The sequence below is a fragment of the Marinomonas sp. AWM4_232 genome (assembly GCF_056158325.1).
This window is the reverse complement of record NZ_JBSWTA010000001.1, coordinates 2,081,948-2,103,389: the sequence shown is the minus strand read 5'-3', so window position 1 is coordinate 2,103,389 and position 21,442 is coordinate 2,081,948. Positions and strand designations below refer to the sequence as shown.

Genomic DNA, 21,442 nt, shown 5'->3' with positions numbered 1-21,442 from the left:
AGCACACCATTTAGGCTTACGATATGGGCCTGTTAAATGGGGGAAAAGTTATGCCAATTTCAAGTCGCCAAGCCTTCTTATATGGTTTGTTCTTCTGCACCGTGTGTGTGCTGTTTTGGAGTGCGTTACCGATTGCTCTGAAACTGTCTGGCGACTTTTCGGACCCCGCAACGCTAACTTGGCTGCGTTTCTCCGTAGCCGGGATCATTTTACTGGCTTGGCAGGGATGGCGAGGAAAGCTCTATGAGTTTGCCAAACTAACCAAGAAGCAATGGTTAACATTGGCCGCTGCAGGCAGTTTGTTAATCATCAACTACAGTTTTTTCGCGTGGAGCTTGGATTTTTTACATCCAGGTGTGGCGCAACTTAGTTTCCAAGTCGCACCTTTGTTCTTGGCCCTTGGGGGTATGGTATTTTTCAAAGAAAAAATCCGCTGGCCACAGTGGCTATGCTTTGCCGTACTGGGTTTAGGTATGGTGATCTTTTTTCATCCGGTTATAAGTGGTCAAATCAGCGGTGATCCAAGCATCCTTGCTCTGGGCTTTTTGATCGTACAAACATCAGCTTGTGCGTGGTGCTTTTATGCTCTATTGCAGAAGTCATTATTCAAAGTGCTGTCTTCTACCAATATCTTATTGGGCATTTACATGTATGCCTTAGTTGTAATGCTGCCGTTTACCAGCCCGAGCGATTTGCTTGAGATGAATAGTGACCAAGTATTAGTCGCAGCTTTCTGTTGTTTTAATACCTTGATTGCTTATGGGGCGTTCGCGCAAGCACTTAACTACTGGCAGACCGTGCAAGTCAGCGCATCCATCGCACTGACGCCAGTCATCGCCTTTATCGCGACAGAAGCGTGTGTGGCGTTAGGATTGTGGCAAGGAGTTATTGTCTCTAGCCATGCGGACAGCCTGAGTTTATTCGGCATGGCTTTAGTTGTAGGCGCTGCAATTTCCGTACAGTTTATTACTGCGGCATTGAATAAACGACAAGCCAGACTGGATTCATTACAAACAACGACGGCTTAATAAGCAAAATCTGAATTCCCCCACTACACTAAAGAAGTACCTTTCGTTGAGTGGGGGCGTTTATGAAATTAGAAAGTCTTTGTGTCCAAGACATCATGTCCCACGACACGTTCCATGTTTATCCGACGACACGCATTGATGACTGCGCCGAGCAATTGGCTCGACACAAACTCAGTGGTGCGCCGGTCACCGATCAATACGATCACGTTATCGGCTTTGTCTCTGAACAAGACTTATTAGAGCCGTTAAGCCAAGCCGTTTATTATTGTCATCAACCTAAAAATGTGGAAAGCGTAATGCGCTCAAACGTGCTGACCGTGACACCAACCATGCAAGTCATGCAAATTGCAAAATTGATGATGGAAGATAAACCAAAGATCTTTCCCGTGGTGGAGGAAGGACGATTAGTGGGCGTTATCACTCGACGTTTGGTGACTCAGGCACTGCTGCAGGCGCAAAAACAATGCGTTCCCGTATAGGCAATTAATCAGAGAGAAAATAAGGCAGAGAATCAGGAAGCGAGGTTCTGACCAATCCAAAATGGAACCAACGTCAGAGATAACACCATGGCGATCGCTACGAGGGTAAATAAAAATTCCACTGGGTTTTGGCGTGCATGAGTTAAAAAACCAACTAACCAATCACGTGCGCTAATATTTTGAGCGCTGGCTGCACGCGCTGATTGATCTTCTGCAATCAGCGCTTTTGCTTGCTGGGCTTGTTCTTTATCGCGCACCCAAATACCCGCCATAGAGATTTGCCAACGACCAGCACTGGTTTCGTAAAATTCAATGTCATGTTCGTTCAGTAATGCACGGATATCATCCGCTTCTTCTTCAGGAACATTCTTTAAACGAAATACCAATTGTGCCACGTTTGTTTCTCCAGGCTCTGCGAGTTATCTGTATGGCGCGCAGAATAGCAGACCCCAATCATCAATCAAGCGCTTATTCACTCTGATGCGCTTTCTGGCGAATACTTAAGGTCAAAGATGCCACTTCAAAACCAAACTTGGTGAGTACCGATTCATTGATCAAATGATCCGGTGTGACCAGGTACATACGGTCATCCACATTCAAATCAATGGTATCGCCATCATAAGGCACCCGTAATACGTACTTCATGAACAGCGCATTACCCGACGTTTCTAAACGCCCTGCTCCGATCACATCCCCTGCTGTTGCGGTATAGGTGCCATCACCATTCGGAGTTAATGTCCAAATCCGCTCTTGCTGTTCCCCATCATCGAACACAAACCACTCTTCCAGTGTTCCCACGCCATTTTCCCAACTGCCTTTTAAATCGGCATAAAAATAACGTGTTACTTTGCCACCACGATCTTTCAGCACACCGTGGGCGACTAAATCACCTTGAAAGAAGGACTCCACATTCAATTCGGGTTGGTTACTGGCGTACTCTTCTATCGAAGTCGACGAGCATGCAGTTAGCCATAGAATGGAAAAAAACAGGGCCATTATTCGAATCATACGAGCCTCCATTGGCGCAAATTGGTCAGTTCAAAATTATTCAGGGTACTGGTAGCGAATATCGACGGTTTGGTATTTGCCATCACTGCTAGCAATGTTGCCGCGTCCATTGAAGCGTAATAAATGACGAGTGTCTGGGTCGTACGCCACCGTAATCGGGTCAACAGCGAGAGACACAAACCAAGAAGTAGGTGTTATTGCAAAACACACCGCATCAGCCCGAGTATTGGCTAGGCAATTGACACGTCCGACTTCGAACCCAACCGTCGTCAAACGGCTAGGCACTAGGTAATCAATTTTCATCGAAGCATTGCTCAGTAGCTTGTCCCAGTGCATTTTCACATAGCGGTCAAAGCCTGCGTCGACCAACAAATGTTCATTCACCTTGATTCGCTTATCAAACACGACGGCACCAGATTCTTCTCGATATTGAACCTTTATCCGATCCCCTTCAGAGGTGACTTTTATCCATTCTCCACGCAAGCTGTTCTCTTGTTCGAAGGCAGGGGCTTGCTCATATTGCCCATAGCTCAAGCGCTTTTCAGCGAATAACTCGCCATTTGGGTCGTAGTATTTGACCTCGTGTTGATTGCCCTCAATATAGCGATGTTTCTCAACATAAATTAACTTCTGACTGTCTACATCAAATGCTTCACCAATCACGACTTGAGATTGCTGCGCCAAAGCTGGAACGGTACTGGCTAGCGCCATCAGCGCGAGTGAGTATTTAAACATGGTGTTTGCGTCCATTACGTTTTTGAGTAAGTTTTGCCGCAAAGACGCCTACCTGCATGACCCAAAACCAGATAAACGCCATCAAAGCCCAAGTTGCGATAGTAGAGCGTCCGAATGACACTTCTGCGAAATCTGCGCCAACGAAATAGCTCATGGGAGCAAAAAATGCGGCTAAGGCACTTAGTAACCAAGGACGATCCAACCCCCAACTTAGACAATGGAAGAACAAAGACCCCACACCTGCCCACAGTCCGAGTAACCAAGGTGGAGGGATAGGAAACGTCCAGATAGACGAAGGCAATTGTAACCAGCCATCAAAGATCAATGCCCCATCAATGACAACACCTAGGCCGACAAACAGTAGTATCAACCACCACTCTCGGTGCGTGCGAACAAAGTAAACGTGATGAAGAACAAAATAGACTACGATGGACGCGACAGCCCAGTTATCACCACCAAGCACACAGGCAAACCAAAACAACTGAAAACTGATGGCATTGAGCAGAGACTTCAACATGACAGGCCTCCGTCAGACTCCTCGCCTAACGACGAGGAAAGCGATAACGAGGTTTGGCAAAAACGAACTGACCGGTACTGATTGCGCGCTCGCGGAAGCCACCCTCACAGTAAGCTAAGTAGTAATCCCACATACGGCAAAATACATCATCAAAACCTTGATGCTTCACTGCCTCGATTTCCTTATGGAAACGCTCGCGCCAGTCAGCTAAGGTATCAGCGTAATGCTCCGTAATGTCTTCCACCGCAACAATCTGCATATCCGTCTTGCGAGCTATTTTTTCAGCAATCACAGCATTTGAAGGCAAACAACCACCTGGGAAGATATATCGCTGGATAAAGTCCACGGATTTACGTGCGTAATCATAACGCTGGTCGGCAATGGTTATCGCTTGAATAACCATTAAGCCATCTGGTTCGAGCAGTTGGCTACACTGACTGAAGTAGCTGTCGTAAAACTCGTGGCCAACCGCTTCAATCATCTCGATCGACACCAACTTGTCGTATTGACCTTGAAGATCGCGATAATCTTCCAGCAGTAAAGTAATACGATCCTGTAGGCCCAATTCATACACTCGAGCTTTGGCAAAGTCATACTGCTCTTGTGAAATGGTCGTCGTGGTTACATGGCAGCCGTAATGTTGCGCGGCGTGAATCGCCATCCCGCCCCAACCGGTACCAATTTCAAGCAAGTGATCTTCTGGGCCAAGCTCGAGTTTTTGACAGATTCGATCCAATTTATACACAGACGCTTCATGCAATGTGGCATCCGCACTGGGGTAAATGGCTGCGGAATACATCATAGTTGGGTCTAAAAACAGCTCAAAGAAATCATTACCTAAATCGTAATGTGCTGAGATATTTTTCTTGGAGCCATCTTTAGTATTGGCGTTGAACGCATGGAACGCTTTGGTGGCTAAACGAGTCCATAGGGAACCACTCGAGTCAGCCTCGTTGATAAGACTTAAGTTTGCACACATCAGTCGAATCACTGCCGTCAGGTCTGGAGTACTCCAATATCCTTTCATGTAGGCTTCCGCGGCGCCAATACTGGTGCTGGCAAAAACATCTTTGTATACATGAGAATCATGAACCGTGATGTGCGCGTGGTACTGACTGTCCGCTAAGCTTTGACCAAAGGTGTAGGTATTGTCACCGTCTTCCAGCACTAAATGACCCACTTCAAGACGATCTAAAATAGCCAATACGGCTTTTTTAGCCGCCTTATCAACAATACTTCGACGGAACGTTTTCTTACCTAAACCGACACTGACTGAGTTGATCATCAAGTACCCCTTAATCTGAAGAATGCCCCAAGTTGTGTTTTGGGTGATCGTGTACTGGCACACGTTTTATAAACAGCTTCATCGCTTGCCAATAAATGCCCCAAGCTACTTTGGCGGTCATCCAGGGATAACGCCATAACACCTTACTCAAGCTAGCTTTGGTTATCGGCTCACGGCGCAATGAAAGTGTTGCGTCAAAAATGCATTGCTGATTACCGTGTTGTTCTTTGTTTTGCATGTGAATCGCAAGCTTTTGACCAGGCTGATTACTACGCCAATCATAAAAGTGATCCATTGGATGAAATGGTGACACATGCATCGTTTTATCAATGTGGGTACGTTGAATGGTGCGCTCTGGATCACAGGAAAAGACATAAGCCACCTTTTCTCCCCATGGAGTATTGGTGACTTCAAGTAACATCGCCCTAAGGTTCTGTGCCTCGTCGTAGCAGTAATACACGGAAATGGGATTAATGAGGTATCCAAAATAACGTGCATTGGTTAGCAATTTCACGGGGCCATTTAATGTAAGCCCCAAGCGCTTATTCACCTCATTCTGCACCGCTTCTTTTAAGGAGATATGCGAGTCACCAAAGTAGTCTTGGCGTACAAAACGAGCTGGCCGCCAAGATTTGGCAGACCACCAAGGAGACAGTCCTAGAATGTCACCCACCTCATCTAGATCAAACAGCACCATACACACTTCATAAGTGAAGCCATGATAACGTGGAGCAAAGCGACGATGCCGTACCTGCCCCGTATACAGAGCACTGGACCAGTCAGACATTACCAGTCAACTCCCAACGCCCTCGCCACTCGTACTGCACTCCAACAGCCATCTTCATGAAAACCATTGCGCCAATAGGCACCACAGAACCAAGTCTTGTCCGTATTGATCTCTTGCCAGCGCTCTTGTGCTTCAATCCCTGCGAGGGTAAACGTTGGGTGGGCATAAGTGTAACGACCAATGATTTTATCTGGGTCAATCCAATGCGTATGGTTCAATGTCACGACAAATGTCTGCTTAGAATCCTGAATGCCTTGCAGAATATTCATGTTGTAACTGAGCGTTGCAGGCTTTAGCTTTTCCGTACCCAAATGATAGTTCCAGCTAGACCACGCTAAAGTTGCCTTGGGCAGTAAGGAAGTATCTGTATGCAAGACCACTTCATTGTCGCGATACGGGATAGCAGACAACACCTCTCGCTCTAGGTCTGTAGCATCATCACCTAACAAGGCCAAAGCCTGATCGCTGTGGCAAGAAAATACCACCTGATCAAATGTCTCAACGCTGCCTTCTTCTAAGTGCACCTGCACACCTGTATCTGTACGAACCACCTTTTCTATATGGCTTTCAAGGCGAATACGCTCTTTAAACGTTTGTGTAATGGGCTCAAGGTAAGCAGCAGATCCACCTTCAATAACATGCCATTGAGGGCGATTATTAACACTCAACAGGCCATGATTTTTGAAGAAACGTACAAAGAATAGCAATGGGAACTGCATCATTTCCTGTAAGGTTGCTGACCAGATTGCACTGCCCATAGGGATCAAATAGTGACTGGCAAACATATCACCATAGCCTTGTTTGGCTAGGTATTCCCCAAGCGTAATATCCGGCTCTAAACGCCCTGACTCAAGGTCTGCGATCGACTCTTTGTTAAAGCGCAGAATGTCTTTCAACATAGATAAAAACGACCAGTTCACTAAGTTTTTTCGTTGTGCAAAGAGCGTATTAAGGTTGTTACCGCCGTACTCTAATCCTGTGCGCTCACAACTGACTGAAAAGCTCATCTCAGTCGGCTTCGTCGCGACATTGAGTTCTTTCATCAAACGAATGAAATTGGGGTAAGTCCAGTCGTTGTAAACAATAAAACCCGTGTCGATGTGTCGAGTAACACCTTGATCATCTACTTTTTTGGTCGCGGTATGCCCGCCAATTCGAGCATCACGCTCAAATAGGGTTATGTCATGTTGCTTGTTCAGTAGATACGCTGCCGTAAGTCCTGAAATACCGCTGCCGATGATGGCAATTTTCATAACTTTTATCCTTCGCTGGGACGCTTGCGCGCATTAAATTTAAACCATCCTGATGGCGCTAAACGTGCCAACGCCAGAAGAGCTGATAACCGTTTCGGGAATGCGTATTCAAACACACGCTTTTCAATAGCGTTTGCTATTCGGTGCGCGGCTTGCTCTGGGGCCATCAGAAAAGGCATGTCGAAATCATTTCGTTGCGTCAAAGGTGTATCGACAAAGCCTGGCAAGATACAAGATACCGCCACATCATCTGGGGCAAGATCTAACCGTAGTGAATGAAGTAAGTAGCGCACCGCGGCCTTACTGGCGCCATACGCTTCGGAGCGAATAAAAGGAGCTTGTACTGCTTGCGAAGACACTCCCACTAAATGTGCGTTGGCAGTTTGCTTCAGCTTGGGTAGGCAAACTTGTAGAGAGTTAACCATGCCTAGGTAGTTAACTTGGTTCACACGTTCGAACAACGTCCAGTCAGGAGTGTCTACATCAAAATATTCGCAGGTGCCCGCGTTTAAAATAGCCATGTGCAAAGGGTCAGTCATCGACTCTAGTGCCGAGCGTGTCGCATCAATTTGTAACGTGTCCGTCACATCAAAGGCTAAAAAAGATAATTCATCAGGATAGAGCTTAGCGAGTTGCGATAGTTCTCCTTCACTTCGGGCGGAGGCAATGACTCGATTTCCCATTAGCAAATAGTGCTTAGTTAGGGCCAACCCTAAACCAGAGCTTGCTCCTGTTATCCAAATGGTTTTATTGCCCTGCTCATTTGGCATATTACCCCTCCGTGGCCATTCGTTTACGCAGACGTTTTACCGCCCAACCAATAACTGGCACATGTTCATAGATCATCTGCCCCATGTCATAAACGTCTTCATGATAGTAAATGCGATCCGTAAATTGGATCTGGGTCATGCCGCGCACGATATGTGTTTCTTTACCAAGCTTAGGGTGAGAAAAATACATATTCCACTTTATATAAGCACTATCTTTGCCAACCAGCTGATCCAAGAATTCAAATCGGCCACTGACAACATTCTCAGAAGCCTCAGAAAGGTAAGCATGAAGCTCCGCCAAGCCTTGTACTTGATGCACTGGGTCACGGAATTTCACATGACTGGCGTAAACGTCACCAATAGCGTCCAAGCGAGGATTCTTCACATCTTTGTAAAAGGCTTTGAATCGCTCGATCAATTCGTTTGTTGAATTTGCATTGCATGCCTGCATCGCGGAACTACCTATTAATGTTGTCGGATAACTTTATAGTACATACGCTGAAAAAAAATCATCAGATCACTGATCCATTCATCTAAAGCCCCCGTATAATGAAACTGTGAATATAGCTTCACCACACCCAGACTGACCCACGTGCACGTTTGGAGCCCTAGGATGAACACAGTTTCTGAAACGACAGTAGACAACACTTTGTTGGCAGACATGACTCAAGTAGCCCAATCGCGTGATACGGGTGCTTTGGAACGCTTATTTGATCACTATGCCCCACGTATTCGCGCCTTTTGTTTAGCATCGCAACCCGGCGCTAATCTTATGGCAGATGACATCGCCCAAGAGGTGATGATCCGAATCTGGAACAAAGCTCATTTATACAACCCCGCTACTGCGTCGTTGAATACATGGATTTTTACGATTGCCCGTAACGCACGTATTGATTACATGCGTAAAAATGGGCGATACCAAAGCGATATCGATCCAGAAGAGTTTTGGAGCGAAATGGCTGATGAGAATGCCGATCCCTTTCGGGAGGCACAACAACAACGCGACCAAGTTCGCATACGAGAAGGACTAACGCATTTGCCTACTGAGCAACAGCAAGTCCTGTCGAAGGTGTATTTAGAGGGTAAAAGCCACTCTGAAGCCTCAGAAGAACTTGGCTTACCATTAGGTACGGTCAAATCTCGTGTCAGACTCGCGCTAAACAAGTTATCCGTAATTATTAAGAGGTAGTCGCTATGCTTAGCTGCCATCCTTCACTCGACATTTTGACAGATTATTCTTCTGGTACTTTGCCATTGGCGCATGCTTTGGGTGTATCTGTGCATTTAGATCAATGCCCACATTGTCGTGAGCAGATGCGTCGTTTAAATAATGTTGGGGCGGAATTGTTTGCAGAGCAAATGATTGATTCACGCCCAGAGCATATGGCGTCTTTAAAAAGCAACGTATTAGCAGCCATCGTAAACAGCGATCAAACAGCTGCACCTTCTCAACATGAGCCTGAACAAGAGACTGTGTTTCAACACATTCCGCGTTCCTTGCGACGTTTGATACCCAAAGGTTTCAACGAGTTAAACTGGATGCCTCTGACGCCTTCTTTTAAACTTGCTACGTTGAGTGATGAAGCTGGCGGACCACAAATTGCTTTATCACGAGTGAAACCAGGCGCTCGATTGCCAAACCATACCCACACAGGAAATGAAATCACTGTGGTGTTGAAAGGGGCTTTCTCTGATGACGAGGGTTTGTATCGTGAAGGCGACTTTATTTGTCGAGATCATAATCACAAGCACCAGCCTAGGGTCACTAAAGACGCTGAATGCATCTGTTTGATTATCCTAGATTCACCGATTGAGTTTACCGGATGGCTAACGCGATTCCTAAATCCAATTATGCGTTATTTTCATCCCAATAAAGGCAACGCCCTCCCATCGTAGGGCACGCTTTTATGTTTCTGATTGCGGTGAAAAAATAAACTAAAGCCATGAACATGGAAATTTGATATGATTAGAGTTCAATCTATTATAAAAGGAATACACCATGGCTTCTAAAAAGAAATCAGCCGACACTCCAATGGAAACGTCTGCAAGCATTGCGAAACAGATGGAAGAGTTCTTGGCTCGTGGTGGGCAAATCGAACAGATTGATCAAGGTGTTAGTGGTCAGTCCAACCTCAAAGGTTCGCGTCACATTACCTTGGGAAACAGTAAGCCTAAAGCTTAAATGCACGAAAAGCCGATCAATGATCGGCTTTTTGCTATCTAACCTGTCATAAAGTCGACACAAAAACTTCACCGAGCTGTCATCGTCTCTCCCTAGCCTGTTCAAGAGAACCTTGAAGGTGAGTGGAGTAGATCGTGTTACAAGTCGAACAAATCATTTCCAGTAAAGCCCCAGGCTTTTTAGACAAAAGCCCAATCATAACCAAGCCCACCTTGAGCTTGCTTAAACGCCTATTTCACGAAAATGAAGTGAATCAGTTTCTTGAACAAAATGGGCACTGCATTGGATTTGAGTTCATTGATCGCGTTTTAGATCACTTCAATTTTGGCTATCGTGCCAGCCAAGTGGATCGCCGTAACATACCCGCAGTTGGCCGTACTCTGATCGTGGCAAACCACCCTCTTGGCGCATTAGATGGTCTAGCTATTTTGCGTCTCATTGGCGAGATTCGACCTGATGTCAAAATCGTGGCCAACGACCTCTTGTTAGGCTTTGATGCCCTCAAAGGACTTGTACTTCCGGTCGATAACATCGGGGGCAAAACAGGTCGTCAGCAACTCAAAGCTATTATGGACTGCCTACATCGAGAAGAGTGTGTGATTATCTTTCCTGCTGGTGAGGTATCACGCCTTTCTCCGAGCGGAGTCAAAGATCTAAAGTGGAACTCCAGTTATCTAAAAATTGCACAAAAAACCAATAGCCCAATACTTCCAGTGCACATTGGTGGACGCAACTCCATGATGTTCTACACCAGTTCTTGGGTCTATCGCCCCCTCTCGACAGTGCAGCTGGCCAATGAAATGTTCCGCCAGCGTAATCGTCGCATCCCTATTCAAGTGGGCGAACCGATCCCGATTCAAGAGCTGGCTAAGTTGCCATTAAGCAACAAGGAAAAGAACAAACTGGTTAAGCGACACTTGTACCGTATTGCCAAAGGTCGCAAGCCTCTGCTTAAAACTGAAAAAACCATTTCTCACCCTCAAAACCGTCAACAATTGAAACTCGAGCTTAAGCGTGCGGAACACTTAGGATCGACCAAAGACAACAAACAAATCTATCTAGTCGATTACGAGCACGAGTCGAGCCTGATGCAAGAGATCGGACGTTTGCGTGAAATCGCATTTCGTAAGGTTGGAGAAGGCACCGGCGAGCAAAAGGACTTAGACAAATACGATCAATATTATCGTCACCTTGTCCTATGGGATGAAGAAGAACTCGAGATTGTCGGTGCATACCGTATTGGTGAAGTGTACCGTTACTTAAAAGCAGGGCAAGATAAAGGTATCTACAGCAGCACTTTATTCAGCTATAGCTGCGACATGGAGCCCTACTTTGAGCAAGGGATCGAGCTGGGGCGAAGTTTTGTTCAACCAAAGTATTGGGGCAAACGCAGCCTCGATTACTTGTGGTATGGCATCGGTGCCTATTTGATCAAACACCCAGAAGTACGTTACATGTTTGGCCCTGTCAGCCTCAGTGGACATTTCCCACCACTGGCGAAAGACATGATCGTGCACTTTTATCGTACCTATTTTACCGATCCTGAACACTTGGCCACCTCATTCACACGCTACACGATTCAACCTGAGCACAAAGATTTACTGAAAAGCTATTTCAGTGGAGAAAGTTACGAAGAAGACTTTCGCAGCTTAAAAGAGCAACTCGGCAACATCGGTGCCGCTGTCCCCACACTGTTTAAGCAGTACAGCGAATTATGTGAAGACAACGGCGTACGTTTCTTAGACTTCGGTGTAGATGCGAGTTTCGGATACTGTGTTGATGGTCTGGTCCTTGTCGATTTAGACAAGGTGAAAGACAGCAAACGTAAACGCTATCTCACAGGTAACGATGTCGCTCATGAATCTTTATGATGGGAGCGCTGAGAAGCACCTGAGTGATGCTTTAAATACCATAGATATCCAAGCTTAACGGCTAAAGCGATGGCAAGTACGATCAAAACAATGTGAGCGAATTCCATGGAAACCTCCTCGATTGTTGAATGACTCACTGTCATTTTAGCTGCTCAAGCAAAATAATTGTGCATTGTTTGAACAATATGCCCTCATTTTTAGCGTTCAAGTTATGTACTATCGGTTATAGGACTGCTGATTTGGGGCAGGTTGGGGATAACACTCCAAGTTTTCCCCATTGGCGTAAGACTTGCTTGCAAACAAGCTAGATGTGCATAAGTCACACGAATCCTGCCGCTGACTCAAGGAGCTGAAGATGATCGAAAAGAACTATCTAAAAACCAAACCCGAGTGCAAAGTAAAGTTTGCTCTGCCGATAGGGCAAATCGAAGGTGCAAAAAAAGTCTTCCTTGTTGGAGATTTTAATAATTGGGACGAATCTGCCACGCCGATGCGCAAGCAAAAATCAGGCGTATTTTCTTCTACCATCAACTTGGAGAAAGACAAACAATATCAGTTTCGTTATCTGGTGGATGGTACAACATGGCTTAATGATGAAAGCGCTGACGCTTATGTTCAGAGCCCAATCAGCCACGATCAAAACTGCATATTACAACTGTAATTATCACGCTGTTTACGCTTCTCTTCTGAAAGGCTCCTGTTACCAGACAGGTGCCCTTTTCATGTTTTTCGATCGCCCTCACATCTTATTTTTTAGCTCTGCTAGAATTTTTTTTGCTCTATGGATTTCAAAATCACTCATTTTATGTACAATGTTTTTTATTAAACGCTCATTTAATAAAAAACTTAACGCTAAATTTAGGCTAAATGAGCTGACCCAAATACATCCTAATTCAGGATCTAACTTTTCGACTTTGAGAGGTGAAACATGGCACATAAGCAGCAATACATTCATGGCCGCTACGTTGCGTCCACGACGGGTGAAACCTTCGAGACACGTAATCCAGCAACAGGTGAACTGCTAGCAACCCTAGAACTTGCAGGCGAGAAAGAGCTGCAAGCAGCTGTGGACTCAGCCAAACAAGGTCAAAAAGTTTGGGCAGCAATGAGTGGCGTTGAACGTGGTCGTATTCTTAAACGTGCTGCGGACCTGCTGCGCGAGCACAATGAAGAAATCGCTAAGCTGGAAGTACTGGATACTGGTAAACCGCTACAAGAAGCGATCGTTGTCGATATTCAAACAGGCGCTGACGTGATCGAATATTACGCAGGCCTAGCAGACAAAATCCAAGGCGACTTCCAAGACCTTGATGCGGACAGCTTCTTCTACTCACGCCGCGAACCACTAGGCGTGTGTGCTGGCATCGGTGCTTGGAACTACCCAATTCAAATTGCTTGTTGGAAATCTGGCCCAGCCTTGGCTGCGGGTAACGCAATGATTTTCAAACCATCTGAAGAAACACCGCTTACGGCTTACAAACTGGCTGAAATCTTCACTGAAGCAGGCCTTCCTGACGGCGTATTCAACATCGTTCAAGGGGATGCTCGTACGGGTCAATTGATCACAAACCACCCTGAGATCGACAAAGTATCCTTCACTGGTGAAGTCGGCACGGGTAAAAAAGTCATGTCTGCTTCAGCGTCTTCACTTAAAGATGTCACCATGGAGCTAGGTGGTAAATCACCACTGATCATCTTCCCTGATATGCCTGTAGACCAAGCGGTTTCCGGCGCAATGCTTGCTAACTTCTACACTCAAGGTGAAGTCTGCACCAACGGTACGCGTGTGTTCGTTCACGAAGACATGCTAGAAGCCTTCAAAGCAGAGCTGAAAGCGCGCACTGAAGCCATGATCATCGGTGACCCAATGGACATGGATACGCAAGTTGGCTCTTTGATCAACCAAGGCCACATGGAAAAAGTACTAGGCTACATCGATGCAGCAAAAGAAGCTGGCGCAACACTGCTATGCGGCGGCGAACGCTACACAGAAAATGGCTGTGAAAACGGTGCCTTCGTCAAACCAACGGTATTCACCGATTGTACCGATGATATGCCACAAGTTCGTGACGAAATTTTCGGCCCTGTTATGTCTGTCCTGAGTTTCACAGATGAAGACGAAGCGATCCGTCGTGCCAACGATACTAAATACGGTCTAGCCGCAGGTGTCTTCACGAAAGACGTGAGCCGAGCTCACCGTGTGATCAAGCAACTTGAAGCCGGTATTTGTTGGATAAACACTTGGGGCGCGTCACCTGCAGAAATGCCTGTGGGCGGATACAAAGAATCTGGTATTGGCCGTGAAAACGGTGTCGAAACCCTACGCGCTTACACACAAGTGAAAAGCGTATTGGTTTCTATGACAGACATTCCTAGCCCTTACTAAGGTAGCGGAGACATCATGAGCGAAGTATATGATTACATCATTGTTGGCGCCGGCTCTGCGGGCTGTGTGCTAGCAGATCGCCTAACGGAAAGTGGCGAGCACAAGGTTCTACTCGTGGAAATGGGAGGCTCTGACAAGAGCATCTTTATTCAAATGCCAACCGCATTATCGTACCCAATGAACACGGATAAGTACGCATGGCAATTCCACACTGATAAAGAAGACGGCCTTGATGGCCGTGAAATGCACTGCCCACGAGGCAAAGTGTTAGGCGGCTCTTCTTCTATCAACGGCATGGTGTATGTTCGTGGTCATGCCTGCGACTTTGATGAGTGGGAAGAAAATGGTGCCGAGGGGTGGAATTACCAGACCGTGCTGCCTTACTTCAAACGTGCTGAAACTTGGTCTGGCGGTGCTGACACCTATCGTGGTGGTGATGGCCCATTATCGACCAACAATGGTAACGATATGACCATGAATCCGCTGTACCAAGCCTTTATTGATGCTGGGGAAGAAGCAGGCTACGGTAAAACAGACGACTACAACGGTTATCGCCAAGAAGGCTTTGGCCCAATGCACATGACCGTTAAAGACGGCGTTCGTGCATCGACGTCAAACGCTTACCTGCGCCGTGCCATGAAACGCCCGAACCTTACCTTAAAGACAGGCGTTTTAACTGAAAAAGTCTTGTTCGATGGCCAACGCGCAACCGGTCTTGAGTTCCGTGTAAACGGACAGAAACAGCAAGCAACAGCGTCAAAAGAAGTTATTCTAAGTGCTGGTTCAATTGGCTCACCAACCATCTTGCAACGCTCAGGTGTTGGTCCAAAATCGGTACTTGAAAACGCTAATGTGCCAGTGGTTCACGACCTACCTGGTGTGGGTGAAAACCTGCAAGACCACTTGGAAGTGTACTTCCAATACTGGTGTAAACAGCCGGTGACGCTGAATAGCAAATTAGGCTTGATCAGTAAAGGTTTAATCGGCACGCGTTGGATTTTGTTCAAAGACGGTCTGGGTGCCACCAACCACTTTGAATCTTGTGGTTTTATCCGCTCACGCGCGGGCCTTAAATGGCCAAATATTCAGTACCACTTCCTACCAGCAGCCATGCGCTACGACGGTCAGGCAGCGGTTGACGGCCATGGTTTCCAAGTACACGTAGGCCCGAATAAGCCAGAGAGTCGCGGTAAAGTTTGGATCGAGTCAAACGACCCGGAAGCGAAGCCACGTATTCACTTTAACTACATTGGCACAGAACAAGACAAACAGGACTGGCGCGACACCATTCGCCTAACCCGTGAAATCTTGCAACAGTCTGCCCTTGACGAATACCGCGGCGAAGAGATTCAGCCAGGTATGAACATCCAAAGCGATGAAGAAATCGATCGCTGGGTAAAAGACAATGTAGAAAGTGCCTACCATCCGTCTTGTACTTGTAAGATGGGCGCTGACGACGACGCGATGGCGGTTTTGGATGCCGAATGTCGTGTACGCGGAGTAGAAAACTTACGCGTGGTAGATTCCTCTATCTTCCCAACCATCACCAACGGCAATTTGAACGCCCCAACCATCATGGTGGCAGAGCGAGCGGCCGATATGATCTTAGGTAAATCTCTGCTGCCAGCGGCCAACGCACCAGTATGGATTCATCCTGAGTACCAGACTCAACAGCGTTAAGGTTGGGTCACAGCGTTACTCCACTTTTAGGCCTCCTCGGAGGCCTTTTTTGTGTTCTGACAAGTAGCCTTCAGGAGTATTAGGGATTCAGATCGCCCTCACCAAAATCAATTTCTAGCTCCACGCGCAAGCGCGAGAAGTCGCTGCAAAATTGTTTTGGTAACTGCCTTAAAGCACCGCTGAATTAACATCGTAGCACCCGACTCCTTTCGGGGATAGGCTTCCAGTAGCCTTTGGCAATTAGCCCTCAGGAATATTAGGACTTCAGATTACCGCCACCAAAACCAATTTCTAGCTCCACGCGCAAGCGCGAGAAGTCACTGCAAAATTGTTTTGGTAACTGCCTCAAAGCACCGCAGAATTAGCATCGTACGACCCGACTCCGTTCGGGGATTGGCTTCCAGTAGCCTTAGGCAATTAGCCCTCAGGAGTATTAGGGATTCAGATCGCCATCACCAAAATCAATTTCTAGCTCCACGCGCAAGCGCGAGAAGTCGCTGCAAAATTGTTCTGGTGACCGCCTCAAAGCACCGCTGAATTAACATCGTACGACCCGACTCCGTTCGGGGAGAGGCTTCCAGTAGCCTTTGGTAATTAGCCCTCAGGAATATTAGGACTTCAGATTACCGCCACCAAAACCAATTTCTAGCTCCACGCGCAAGCGCGAGAAGTCACTGCAAAATTGTTTTGGTCACTGCCTCAAAACACCACTGAATTAACATCGTACGACCCGACTCCGTTCGGGGATTGGCCTAGGCAAGCACCTAGACAAATAGTTGGGGCTATTTCTCGCTAAGCTCCTCCGCCAATTCAATCACGGCATGCCCAAGCTGAACCAGCGTGCCGAAGTTGGGTGTGGTATCCGGTTTTAACGAGCGATAGGCACTCGTTCTGCTTTTGATGCCCGCTTTGGCAATGACTCTTTGATGACCGAATTTTTCCACGTAGCCTCGGATTGCGGCTTGTAAAATATCTGGTCGGCCTTCTTGCATCGATTCCCAAGCCGCAGATTTAATGACTGCCTCAATCTCTTCTAAGCTGGATAAATTGCTAGCTTCAGACAACTGGCCAACGGACAGGTCGCGTAGCTTATTCGCAGTTAGAGTAATGTTCTCCCAGCGAAGAGAACCATCTGTATCTAAAGCAAATTTATCAAAACGAGAAGACGTTTCTACTGTAGAAAAAATATCTTCTAGATCTACAGTGCCTTTAAAGCCATCACTGAAAATCAAAGCCAAGTTGTAATCGGAGATAAGATCTACATCTATTACTTTTAACATACGTCGCCTATTTTCCCAGGGTTGATGCCAATCACTGCAAGATTCCACATCTTCATTAATTGTTTTCTATGTGATGCGATATAGTGCTCAGCACGCTTACGCTGCTTGTTAGGTAAGTACCCTTCTAAGCATTCAGCCGTAACAATTGAGACAATCAGTTCAAAGCCACCATATTTGACATGCACATGTGGCAATTTGTGTTGCTGGTTGTCGAAGAAATACAAATGAAACGACAACCCCATCCATGTGTCGATTTCAGGCATCCTTGCCTCGCTATCTGATTCATTATCTATAGAATAGGCAAGTCTCTTAAAGGAGACAAGCTTTATTGAAAAACCTGCTGCACACTGACTGAGCTATTCGGGAAAACACTCACTTCAATTTAGCACTGTTTTAAGCAGAGGTCGCTTGTTGGGGTTGATAGCCAAGTGTTTTGGCGGTGTTGTTATCGTGGGCAACACGCAAGCAGCGGACTTAATCACGACTCAACACTACCCATAATGATATCTAAGCTGTGCGATCATCAAAGTATCATTATCACATCGATAAATAATCCGATGCTCATCGTTAATGCGTCTTGACCAATAGCCTGACAAGCCATGTTTCAATGGTTCAGGTTTACCAATGCCTTCGTACGGCTGTCGCTGAATCTCTTTGATCAAGGTATTAATACGTTTTAAGACTTTCTTGTCCGTGCTCTGCCAATATAAATAGTCATCCCAAGCATGACTTGAAAACATCAGCTTCATTCAATTAATTCCCTTTCTTCACCTTTCCCTGTTTGAAGCTCGGCCATGGATTCCAATAGTCGCTTGGCATTCGCTGGAGATCGAAGTAGATAAGTCGTCTCCTGCATCGCCTCATAGTCTTCAAGTGAAATCATCACAACTGGCGCTTCACTCTTGCGAGTAATGATCACTGGCGAGTGGTCATTACAGACTTTCTCCATCGTGCTCGCTAAATTTGCTCTTGCAGTGGTGTAGCTAATAGCATCCATAAAATAAACCTCAAATTGTACATGTACAGAATTAAGTACATTGTAATTCTTTGATCAATTCTCGTACAAGCTATATTTGATGATTGGAAGGTACATGAATGCATTCGAATCAACGCTGACACTCGTCAGAGGAAACTCTAATGAATCAGAGATCATTCTCGAATCGCAGCTAAGATCATGTCCTTCAGACGAAAGATTCGGGTATAAAAATCCAACAACTGCTCTCTTCGCCGTTTGCCAGTACTTTGTATATCAATCTCGTCAAGGTACACATGGACTGGTAACAACTATGACAACGTTCACCACCTACTATTTAGAAATGCACTCACTTCAATTCAGTACTGTTTTAGTCAGGCATTGATAAGCAGAGGTCGCTTGTTGAGGTTGATAACCAAGTGTTTGATAAAGTGTTTTGGCGGTGTTGTTATCGTGGGCAACACGCAAGGTAAGTTGTTGATAGCCTTGGCATTTTGCAACATCAGCAATGCGCTGCAGTAAGGCTTTAGCAATACCTTGGCGGCGATGTGCGGGTGCGACATATAGACCGTTGTGCCACATTTCGCTGTCGGCAAAATGCTGAGGGCCGTGATTTAAAGGGGAGCGCATTAAACGCCAAAAAGCTTTGTAACCTAGGGCTTTCAGTATAGAGCGCCAGTTCCCTGCACCGGTAAAGCTTCCGTTAGGTTGCTGAAAGCCAGCAATGCCGACAACTTCACCTGCGCTGAGTGCATATACACCATAGCGCCAATCGACCACTGTTTGCAGCAAGCGCTGCACTTTTTCAGGTTCCAAGTCCATGCCATGTAACTCAAGACAAATCGCCTGAGCATAAAGCTCTAACGCTTGCTGTGATTGCAGCGTATTGAGTTGATGCTGTATATCGAAACTAAGCGTTTGCATGGTTTGCGCCCAAAAATATAACAAAGTCTGCGGATTAACTAATGATAATAAATATCATTTTCAATACAATAAGTCACCTCATAAACCTAGGGAGTTTTTCATGAGTCAGGAACATCCAGTCAATTTGGACCTTAAAACAATACGCTTACCGATCACGGCCATTGCTTCCATCCTCCACCGGATTTCTGCAGTCATTATCTGGGTAGGTCTTGGCGCTTTTTTGGTCGCTAATCTTGTCGCATTATCTTCTAGTGAAGGCTTCGATACGATTCAGTCACTGTTGGATGAATATTTCATTATTCAATTCGTACGCTGGGGCTTCACTACCGCTCTGGGCTACTACATTGTGGCTACCCTTAAACACATCGTTCAAGATTTTGGCCACTTTGAAGAACTAGAAAGCGGTCAAATGATTGCTAAGGTCGCCATTGCTGTGGGGATATTGCTGAGCCTAATGACAGGAGTATGGATATGGGGGTAAGTGCAAAAGACAAACTACGCAGTGGTACTCGCGAATGGGTGTTTCAGCGCGTTGCTAACTTTCTAATTTGCCTTTGGGCAATCACCTTTATCACAACAGTATTGCTCCAAGCCCCCACAGACATGGAGTCTTGGCGAGCATTGTTCGTCCCTATGTGGTTCAAGCTATTTAGTACCCTAGTACTATTGTTTGCAGGCTTAAACAGCATGCTGGCCGGATGGCAGATCGGCACGGACTATATCAAAGTCCCAGCCATAAACCGCCCTTACATGTGGCTAGTGAAGCTCATCAGTATCGCTTATGTGGTGATCGGTCTATATATTTTATGGGGATTGAGTTAATCCGCTTATCAAAAAGCGTTACTCTATCTGACTAACGCTTTTTTACTCCCCCCTTAATAAGGCATATGTGAATATGCTAGCGCCGCGGAAAACGCCAGAACAGCAGGATATTCATCAATGCTGAGGCCACGTAAGTTAAAGCACAAGCGGTTAATATGCGTTTTATCTTAGGGAGATCTTGGCTGGGTAAGTAGCGTCCTTTTTTAACATGGGCAAAGCTTTGTTAAAGCTCGCATCCCATTCTTCAGGCAAGATCGCCAGTTGTATGAAAACGGTCATCAAGCCTAACGTTACAATCACTAAACCATGTATTAGCGGTGTATAAGGCAATCGTAATACGGCGCTGAGAATGGGCCATGCGAATAGCATCAAGACCGCAAAACGCTGAATAATCATCGCCACTGGCAAGTAACGAGTACGCAATCGAGCGACGGTTTCTTGGCGGTGATGCGCGATCGCGTGACCGACCTCATGAGCCGCTACCGCTACAGCGGTAAGCGAGCGCTCGTTTAGCACATAGGGACTTAAACGGACGGTTTTAGCTTGAATGTCGTAATGGTCTTTACCCTCTTCTGCCACGTCTACGTTAACGTCTTGTATGTCGTAGCGCTGCAACAGATGCCGTGCTAATTCCCCCCCTGTACCTGGTAAGTCACCACGAGGGGATCGGTATTGGTTCAACACACGTTTCACCCAAATCTGTGGGCCAAAAAAGAGAGCCAGTAAGATAATCAACAAGGCGATAAATAATCATGGGCTTTTCATTCTCTTGTTACAGGATGCACTTTGACGAATGGAAACTGGGTCACCTACACTATTAACAATGCAAGGAGCTCACGTATGCGAAACCCACTCATTCCTGACATTTTGGCCATTCTCAAAGAGCATTCTCAAGGCATTTCTGAGTTTGATTTGCTGAAGGCGCTCAAAGCACGTCATGCCATGTTAAGCCAACTTGCAGAAGACTCAAACCTATTGCTGTTTCGCCAACACTTTCTGATCATGAATGCGCTGTATCAGCTGCAAACAAGTCTGTGGCAGGAAGAGCAACTTGCCCTTGAGATCTCTGGAACTCGCATTAGTTTAGTCTACGGTAAACAACACCCGTCATCGTCTTCTAATACGAACGTTTCTGACAGTGCGGATGCCAAGCTAGCAGCCTATTACAGCGACTGGGATGAATACGTAAAAACAGACAAGGAGGATGTTGAACAGCTGCTGCAAAGTTTTTATCAAGGTATCGCCAGCGTTGATGAACGTAAAGATGCATTAAAGGTCCTAGCATTACATTCTGACTTCATGAATGATAAAGATGCGATTAAGCGTCAGTACCGTAAATTAGCAAGAGACGCTCACCCTGATCATGGAGGCGATCCAGAGCGTTTTATCAGCTTAAGACAGGCTTACGAATGCTTAATGCACAGCTTTGTGTGAACTTTACCCCTTATCTTAGAGTCTTAAC

The 21,442-nt window shown here is 46.1% G+C and carries 27 protein-coding genes and 1 pseudogene; 12 read left to right on the top strand and 16 right to left on the bottom strand.

Annotated features, from left to right (window positions below; translation table 11 throughout):
* Positions 1–50 precede the first annotated feature (50 nt).
* Positions 51–1,028: a DMT family transporter gene (locus tag ACXAC1_RS10000; RefSeq protein WP_475061362.1), complete on the top strand. Its 978-nt coding sequence runs from the start codon at positions 51–53 to the stop codon at positions 1,026–1,028.
* 62 nt (positions 1,029–1,090) lie between these two features.
* The gene (locus ACXAC1_RS09995; RefSeq protein ID WP_133564427.1) at positions 1,091–1,507 is read left to right on the top strand and encodes a CBS domain-containing protein; all 417 of its coding nucleotides are present in this window, start codon (positions 1,091–1,093) and stop codon (positions 1,505–1,507) included.
* Between the two features lie 32 nt (positions 1,508–1,539).
* Here ACXAC1_RS09995 and ACXAC1_RS09990 read toward each other — a convergent pair whose 3' ends face one another.
* The 9 genes from ACXAC1_RS09990 to ACXAC1_RS09950 form a co-directional block, all read right to left on the bottom strand.
* A complete protein-coding gene (locus tag ACXAC1_RS09990) occupies positions 1,540–1,902 on the bottom strand; it encodes a DUF6164 family protein (protein WP_475061361.1) in 363 nt (120 codons plus the stop codon).
* Between the two features lie 73 nt (positions 1,903–1,975).
* Entirely contained in the window at positions 1,976–2,515 is a 540-nt protein-coding gene (locus ACXAC1_RS09985; RefSeq protein WP_228190622.1) for a DUF3833 domain-containing protein, read from the bottom strand.
* Between the two features lie 36 nt (positions 2,516–2,551).
* The gene (locus ACXAC1_RS09980; protein WP_475061360.1) at positions 2,552–3,250 is read right to left on the bottom strand and encodes a hypothetical protein; all 699 of its coding nucleotides are present in this window, start codon (positions 3,248–3,250) and stop codon (positions 2,552–2,554) included.
* On the bottom strand, positions 3,243–3,767 hold the full coding sequence (locus tag ACXAC1_RS09975; protein ID WP_475061359.1) for a DUF2878 domain-containing protein: 525 nt from the start codon (positions 3,765–3,767) through the stop codon (positions 3,243–3,245). The genes ACXAC1_RS09980 and ACXAC1_RS09975 overlap by 8 nt, the downstream gene beginning before the upstream one ends.
* Before the next feature lie 25 nt (positions 3,768–3,792).
* Positions 3,793–5,052 carry a class I SAM-dependent methyltransferase gene (locus ACXAC1_RS09970; protein ID WP_475061358.1) on the bottom strand — a complete coding sequence of 420 codons (1,260 nt, stop codon included), beginning with the start codon at positions 5,050–5,052 and terminating at the stop codon, positions 3,793–3,795.
* A gap of 10 nt (positions 5,053–5,062) precedes the next feature.
* Positions 5,063–5,839, bottom strand: a complete 777-nt coding sequence (locus ACXAC1_RS09965) for a DUF1365 domain-containing protein (RefSeq protein WP_475061357.1) — start codon at positions 5,837–5,839, stop codon at positions 5,063–5,065.
* Positions 5,839–7,092, bottom strand: a complete 1,254-nt coding sequence (locus ACXAC1_RS09960) for an NAD(P)/FAD-dependent oxidoreductase (protein WP_475061356.1) — start codon at positions 7,090–7,092, stop codon at positions 5,839–5,841. Before ACXAC1_RS09960 ends, ACXAC1_RS09965 begins: the two co-directional genes overlap by 1 nt.
* Before the next feature lie 5 nt (positions 7,093–7,097).
* Entirely contained in the window at positions 7,098–7,862 is a 765-nt protein-coding gene (locus ACXAC1_RS09955) for an SDR family NAD(P)-dependent oxidoreductase (protein WP_475061355.1), read from the bottom strand.
* Between the two features lies 1 nt (position 7,863).
* On the bottom strand, positions 7,864–8,313 hold the full coding sequence (locus tag ACXAC1_RS09950) for a nuclear transport factor 2 family protein (protein WP_475061354.1): 450 nt from the start codon (positions 8,311–8,313) through the stop codon (positions 7,864–7,866).
* 162 nt (positions 8,314–8,475) lie between these two features.
* Here ACXAC1_RS09950 and ACXAC1_RS09945 point away from each other — a divergent pair, with 162 nt between their 5' ends.
* The 4 genes from ACXAC1_RS09945 (at position 8,476) to olsF (ending at position 11,915) form a co-directional block, all read left to right on the top strand.
* Positions 8,476–9,051 (top strand): sigma-70 family RNA polymerase sigma factor, encoded by a 576-nt coding sequence (locus ACXAC1_RS09945; protein ID WP_475061353.1) that lies wholly within the window; start codon positions 8,476–8,478, stop codon positions 9,049–9,051.
* 5 nt (positions 9,052–9,056) lie between these two features.
* Positions 9,057–9,758, top strand: a complete 702-nt coding sequence (locus tag ACXAC1_RS09940) for a ChrR family anti-sigma-E factor (RefSeq protein WP_475061352.1) — start codon at positions 9,057–9,059, stop codon at positions 9,756–9,758.
* Positions 9,759–9,861: 103 nt separating this feature from the next.
* Positions 9,862–10,044, top strand: coding sequence for a hypothetical protein (locus tag ACXAC1_RS09935; protein ID WP_133564451.1), 183 nt, complete (start codon positions 9,862–9,864; stop codon positions 10,042–10,044).
* Between the two features lie 134 nt (positions 10,045–10,178).
* A complete protein-coding gene (gene olsF / locus ACXAC1_RS09930) occupies positions 10,179–11,915 on the top strand; it encodes a bifunctional ornithine lipid synthase OlsF (protein ID WP_475061351.1) in 1,737 nt (578 codons plus the stop codon).
* Here the strand turns inward: olsF and ACXAC1_RS09925 are convergent.
* The gene (locus ACXAC1_RS09925) at positions 11,900–12,022 is read right to left on the bottom strand and encodes a hypothetical protein (protein WP_266099417.1); all 123 of its coding nucleotides are present in this window, start codon (positions 12,020–12,022) and stop codon (positions 11,900–11,902) included. The genes olsF and ACXAC1_RS09925 overlap by 16 nt on opposite strands.
* Positions 12,023–12,270: 248 nt before the next feature.
* Here ACXAC1_RS09925 and ACXAC1_RS09920 point away from each other — a divergent pair, with 248 nt between their 5' ends.
* The 3 genes from ACXAC1_RS09920 to betA all read left to right on the top strand — a co-directional run bounded on the left by ACXAC1_RS09920 (position 12,271) and on the right by betA (position 15,981).
* Positions 12,271–12,576: an isoamylase early set domain-containing protein gene (locus ACXAC1_RS09920; protein ID WP_475061350.1), complete on the top strand. Its 306-nt coding sequence runs from the start codon at positions 12,271–12,273 to the stop codon at positions 12,574–12,576.
* 267 nt (positions 12,577–12,843) lie between these two features.
* Positions 12,844–14,301 (top strand): betaine-aldehyde dehydrogenase, encoded by a 1,458-nt coding sequence (betB, locus tag ACXAC1_RS09915; protein ID WP_475061349.1) that lies wholly within the window; start codon positions 12,844–12,846, stop codon positions 14,299–14,301.
* A gap of 15 nt (positions 14,302–14,316) precedes the next feature.
* Positions 14,317–15,981, top strand: coding sequence for a choline dehydrogenase (gene betA / locus ACXAC1_RS09910; RefSeq protein ID WP_475061348.1), 1,665 nt, complete (start codon positions 14,317–14,319; stop codon positions 15,979–15,981).
* Between the two features lie 782 nt (positions 15,982–16,763).
* On the opposite strand, the gene dhiA is transcribed toward betA, so the two are convergent.
* The 5 genes from dhiA to ACXAC1_RS09885 all read right to left on the bottom strand — a co-directional run bounded on the left by dhiA (position 16,764) and on the right by ACXAC1_RS09885 (position 19,158).
* Positions 16,764–17,261: a type II toxin-antitoxin system antitoxin DhiA gene (dhiA, locus tag ACXAC1_RS09905; protein WP_475061347.1), complete on the bottom strand. Its 498-nt coding sequence runs from the start codon at positions 17,259–17,261 to the stop codon at positions 16,764–16,766.
* Positions 17,255–17,524: a type II toxin-antitoxin system toxin DhiT gene (gene dhiT, locus ACXAC1_RS09900; protein WP_475061346.1), complete on the bottom strand. Its 270-nt coding sequence runs from the start codon at positions 17,522–17,524 to the stop codon at positions 17,255–17,257. Before dhiT ends, dhiA begins: the two co-directional genes overlap by 7 nt.
* A gap of 228 nt (positions 17,525–17,752) precedes the next feature.
* On the bottom strand, positions 17,753–18,010 hold the full coding sequence (locus tag ACXAC1_RS09895) for a Txe/YoeB family addiction module toxin (protein ID WP_133564467.1): 258 nt from the start codon (positions 18,008–18,010) through the stop codon (positions 17,753–17,755).
* A complete protein-coding gene (locus ACXAC1_RS09890) occupies positions 18,007–18,258 on the bottom strand; it encodes a type II toxin-antitoxin system Phd/YefM family antitoxin (RefSeq protein WP_228190614.1) in 252 nt (83 codons plus the stop codon). Before ACXAC1_RS09890 ends, ACXAC1_RS09895 begins: the two co-directional genes overlap by 4 nt.
* A 330-nt stretch (positions 18,259–18,588) precedes the next feature.
* Positions 18,589–19,158 carry an N-acetyltransferase family protein gene (locus ACXAC1_RS09885; protein ID WP_475061345.1) on the bottom strand — a complete coding sequence of 190 codons (570 nt, stop codon included), beginning with the start codon at positions 19,156–19,158 and terminating at the stop codon, positions 18,589–18,591.
* Between the two features lie 100 nt (positions 19,159–19,258).
* Here ACXAC1_RS09885 and sdhC point away from each other — a divergent pair, with 100 nt between their 5' ends.
* Together sdhC and sdhD are read left to right on the top strand one after the other, a co-directional pair.
* Positions 19,259–19,639 carry a succinate dehydrogenase, cytochrome b556 subunit gene (gene sdhC, locus ACXAC1_RS09880; RefSeq protein ID WP_475061344.1) on the top strand — a complete coding sequence of 127 codons (381 nt, stop codon included), beginning with the start codon at positions 19,259–19,261 and terminating at the stop codon, positions 19,637–19,639.
* On the top strand, positions 19,630–19,980 hold the full coding sequence (gene sdhD / locus ACXAC1_RS09875; protein WP_133564476.1) for a succinate dehydrogenase, hydrophobic membrane anchor protein: 351 nt from the start codon (positions 19,630–19,632) through the stop codon (positions 19,978–19,980). Before sdhC ends, sdhD begins: the two co-directional genes overlap by 10 nt.
* A 76-nt stretch (positions 19,981–20,056) precedes the next feature.
* Here sdhD and ACXAC1_RS09870 read toward each other — a convergent pair.
* Positions 20,057–20,664, bottom strand: a pseudogene (locus ACXAC1_RS09870) (zinc metallopeptidase).
* A 156-nt stretch (positions 20,665–20,820) separates the two neighbouring features.
* Here ACXAC1_RS09870 and ACXAC1_RS09865 point away from each other — a divergent pair.
* The gene (locus ACXAC1_RS09865) at positions 20,821–21,414 is read left to right on the top strand and encodes a DNA-J related domain-containing protein (protein WP_228190609.1); all 594 of its coding nucleotides are present in this window, start codon (positions 20,821–20,823) and stop codon (positions 21,412–21,414) included.
* Positions 21,415–21,442: the final 28 nt, after the last annotated feature.

Excerpts from the sequence above, each read along its gene's own strand:
- ACXAC1_RS09950 (WP_475061354.1), bottom strand. The coding sequence starts at position 8,313 with ATGCAGGCATGCAATGCAAATTCAACAAACGAATTGATCGAGCGATTC.
- ACXAC1_RS09935 (WP_133564451.1), top strand. The coding sequence starts at position 9,862 with ATGGCTTCTAAAAAGAAATCAGCCGACACTCCAATGGAAACGTCTGCA.
- ACXAC1_RS09970 (WP_475061358.1), bottom strand. The coding sequence starts at position 5,052 with ATGATCAACTCAGTCAGTGTCGGTTTAGGTAAGAAAACGTTCCGTCGA.
- dhiA (WP_475061347.1), bottom strand. The coding sequence starts at position 17,261 with ATGTTAAAAGTAATAGATGTAGATCTTATCTCCGATTACAACTTGGCT.
- ACXAC1_RS09995 (WP_133564427.1), top strand. The coding sequence starts at position 1,091 with ATGAAATTAGAAAGTCTTTGTGTCCAAGACATCATGTCCCACGACACG.
- dhiT (WP_475061346.1), bottom strand. The coding sequence starts at position 17,524 with ATGCCTGAAATCGACACATGGATGGGGTTGTCGTTTCATTTGTATTTC.
- ACXAC1_RS09865 (WP_228190609.1), top strand. The coding sequence starts at position 20,821 with ATGCGAAACCCACTCATTCCTGACATTTTGGCCATTCTCAAAGAGCAT.
- sdhC (WP_475061344.1), top strand. The coding sequence starts at position 19,259 with ATGAGTCAGGAACATCCAGTCAATTTGGACCTTAAAACAATACGCTTA.
- ACXAC1_RS09960 (WP_475061356.1), bottom strand. The coding sequence starts at position 7,092 with ATGAAAATTGCCATCATCGGCAGCGGTATTTCAGGACTTACGGCAGCG.
- ACXAC1_RS09985 (WP_228190622.1), bottom strand. The coding sequence starts at position 2,515 with ATGATTCGAATAATGGCCCTGTTTTTTTCCATTCTATGGCTAACTGCA.
- betB (WP_475061349.1), top strand. The coding sequence starts at position 12,844 with ATGGCACATAAGCAGCAATACATTCATGGCCGCTACGTTGCGTCCACG.
- ACXAC1_RS09920 (WP_475061350.1), top strand. The coding sequence starts at position 12,271 with ATGATCGAAAAGAACTATCTAAAAACCAAACCCGAGTGCAAAGTAAAG.
- ACXAC1_RS10000 (WP_475061362.1), top strand. The coding sequence starts at position 51 with ATGCCAATTTCAAGTCGCCAAGCCTTCTTATATGGTTTGTTCTTCTGC.
- ACXAC1_RS09945 (WP_475061353.1), top strand. The coding sequence starts at position 8,476 with ATGAACACAGTTTCTGAAACGACAGTAGACAACACTTTGTTGGCAGAC.
- ACXAC1_RS09980 (WP_475061360.1), bottom strand. The coding sequence starts at position 3,250 with ATGTTTAAATACTCACTCGCGCTGATGGCGCTAGCCAGTACCGTTCCA.
- ACXAC1_RS09940 (WP_475061352.1), top strand. The coding sequence starts at position 9,057 with ATGCTTAGCTGCCATCCTTCACTCGACATTTTGACAGATTATTCTTCT.
- ACXAC1_RS09885 (WP_475061345.1), bottom strand. The coding sequence starts at position 19,158 with ATGCAAACGCTTAGTTTCGATATACAGCATCAACTCAATACGCTGCAA.
- sdhD (WP_133564476.1), top strand. The coding sequence starts at position 19,630 with ATGGGGGTAAGTGCAAAAGACAAACTACGCAGTGGTACTCGCGAATGG.
- ACXAC1_RS09890 (WP_228190614.1), bottom strand. The coding sequence starts at position 18,258 with ATGGATGCTATTAGCTACACCACTGCAAGAGCAAATTTAGCGAGCACG.
- ACXAC1_RS09925 (WP_266099417.1), bottom strand. The coding sequence starts at position 12,022 with ATGGAATTCGCTCACATTGTTTTGATCGTACTTGCCATCGCTTTAGCC.
- ACXAC1_RS09975 (WP_475061359.1), bottom strand. The coding sequence starts at position 3,767 with ATGTTGAAGTCTCTGCTCAATGCCATCAGTTTTCAGTTGTTTTGGTTT.
- betA (WP_475061348.1), top strand. The coding sequence starts at position 14,317 with ATGAGCGAAGTATATGATTACATCATTGTTGGCGCCGGCTCTGCGGGC.
- ACXAC1_RS09955 (WP_475061355.1), bottom strand. The coding sequence starts at position 7,862 with ATGCCAAATGAGCAGGGCAATAAAACCATTTGGATAACAGGAGCAAGC.
- ACXAC1_RS09895 (WP_133564467.1), bottom strand. The coding sequence starts at position 18,010 with ATGAAGCTGATGTTTTCAAGTCATGCTTGGGATGACTATTTATATTGG.
- ACXAC1_RS09965 (WP_475061357.1), bottom strand. The coding sequence starts at position 5,839 with ATGTCTGACTGGTCCAGTGCTCTGTATACGGGGCAGGTACGGCATCGT.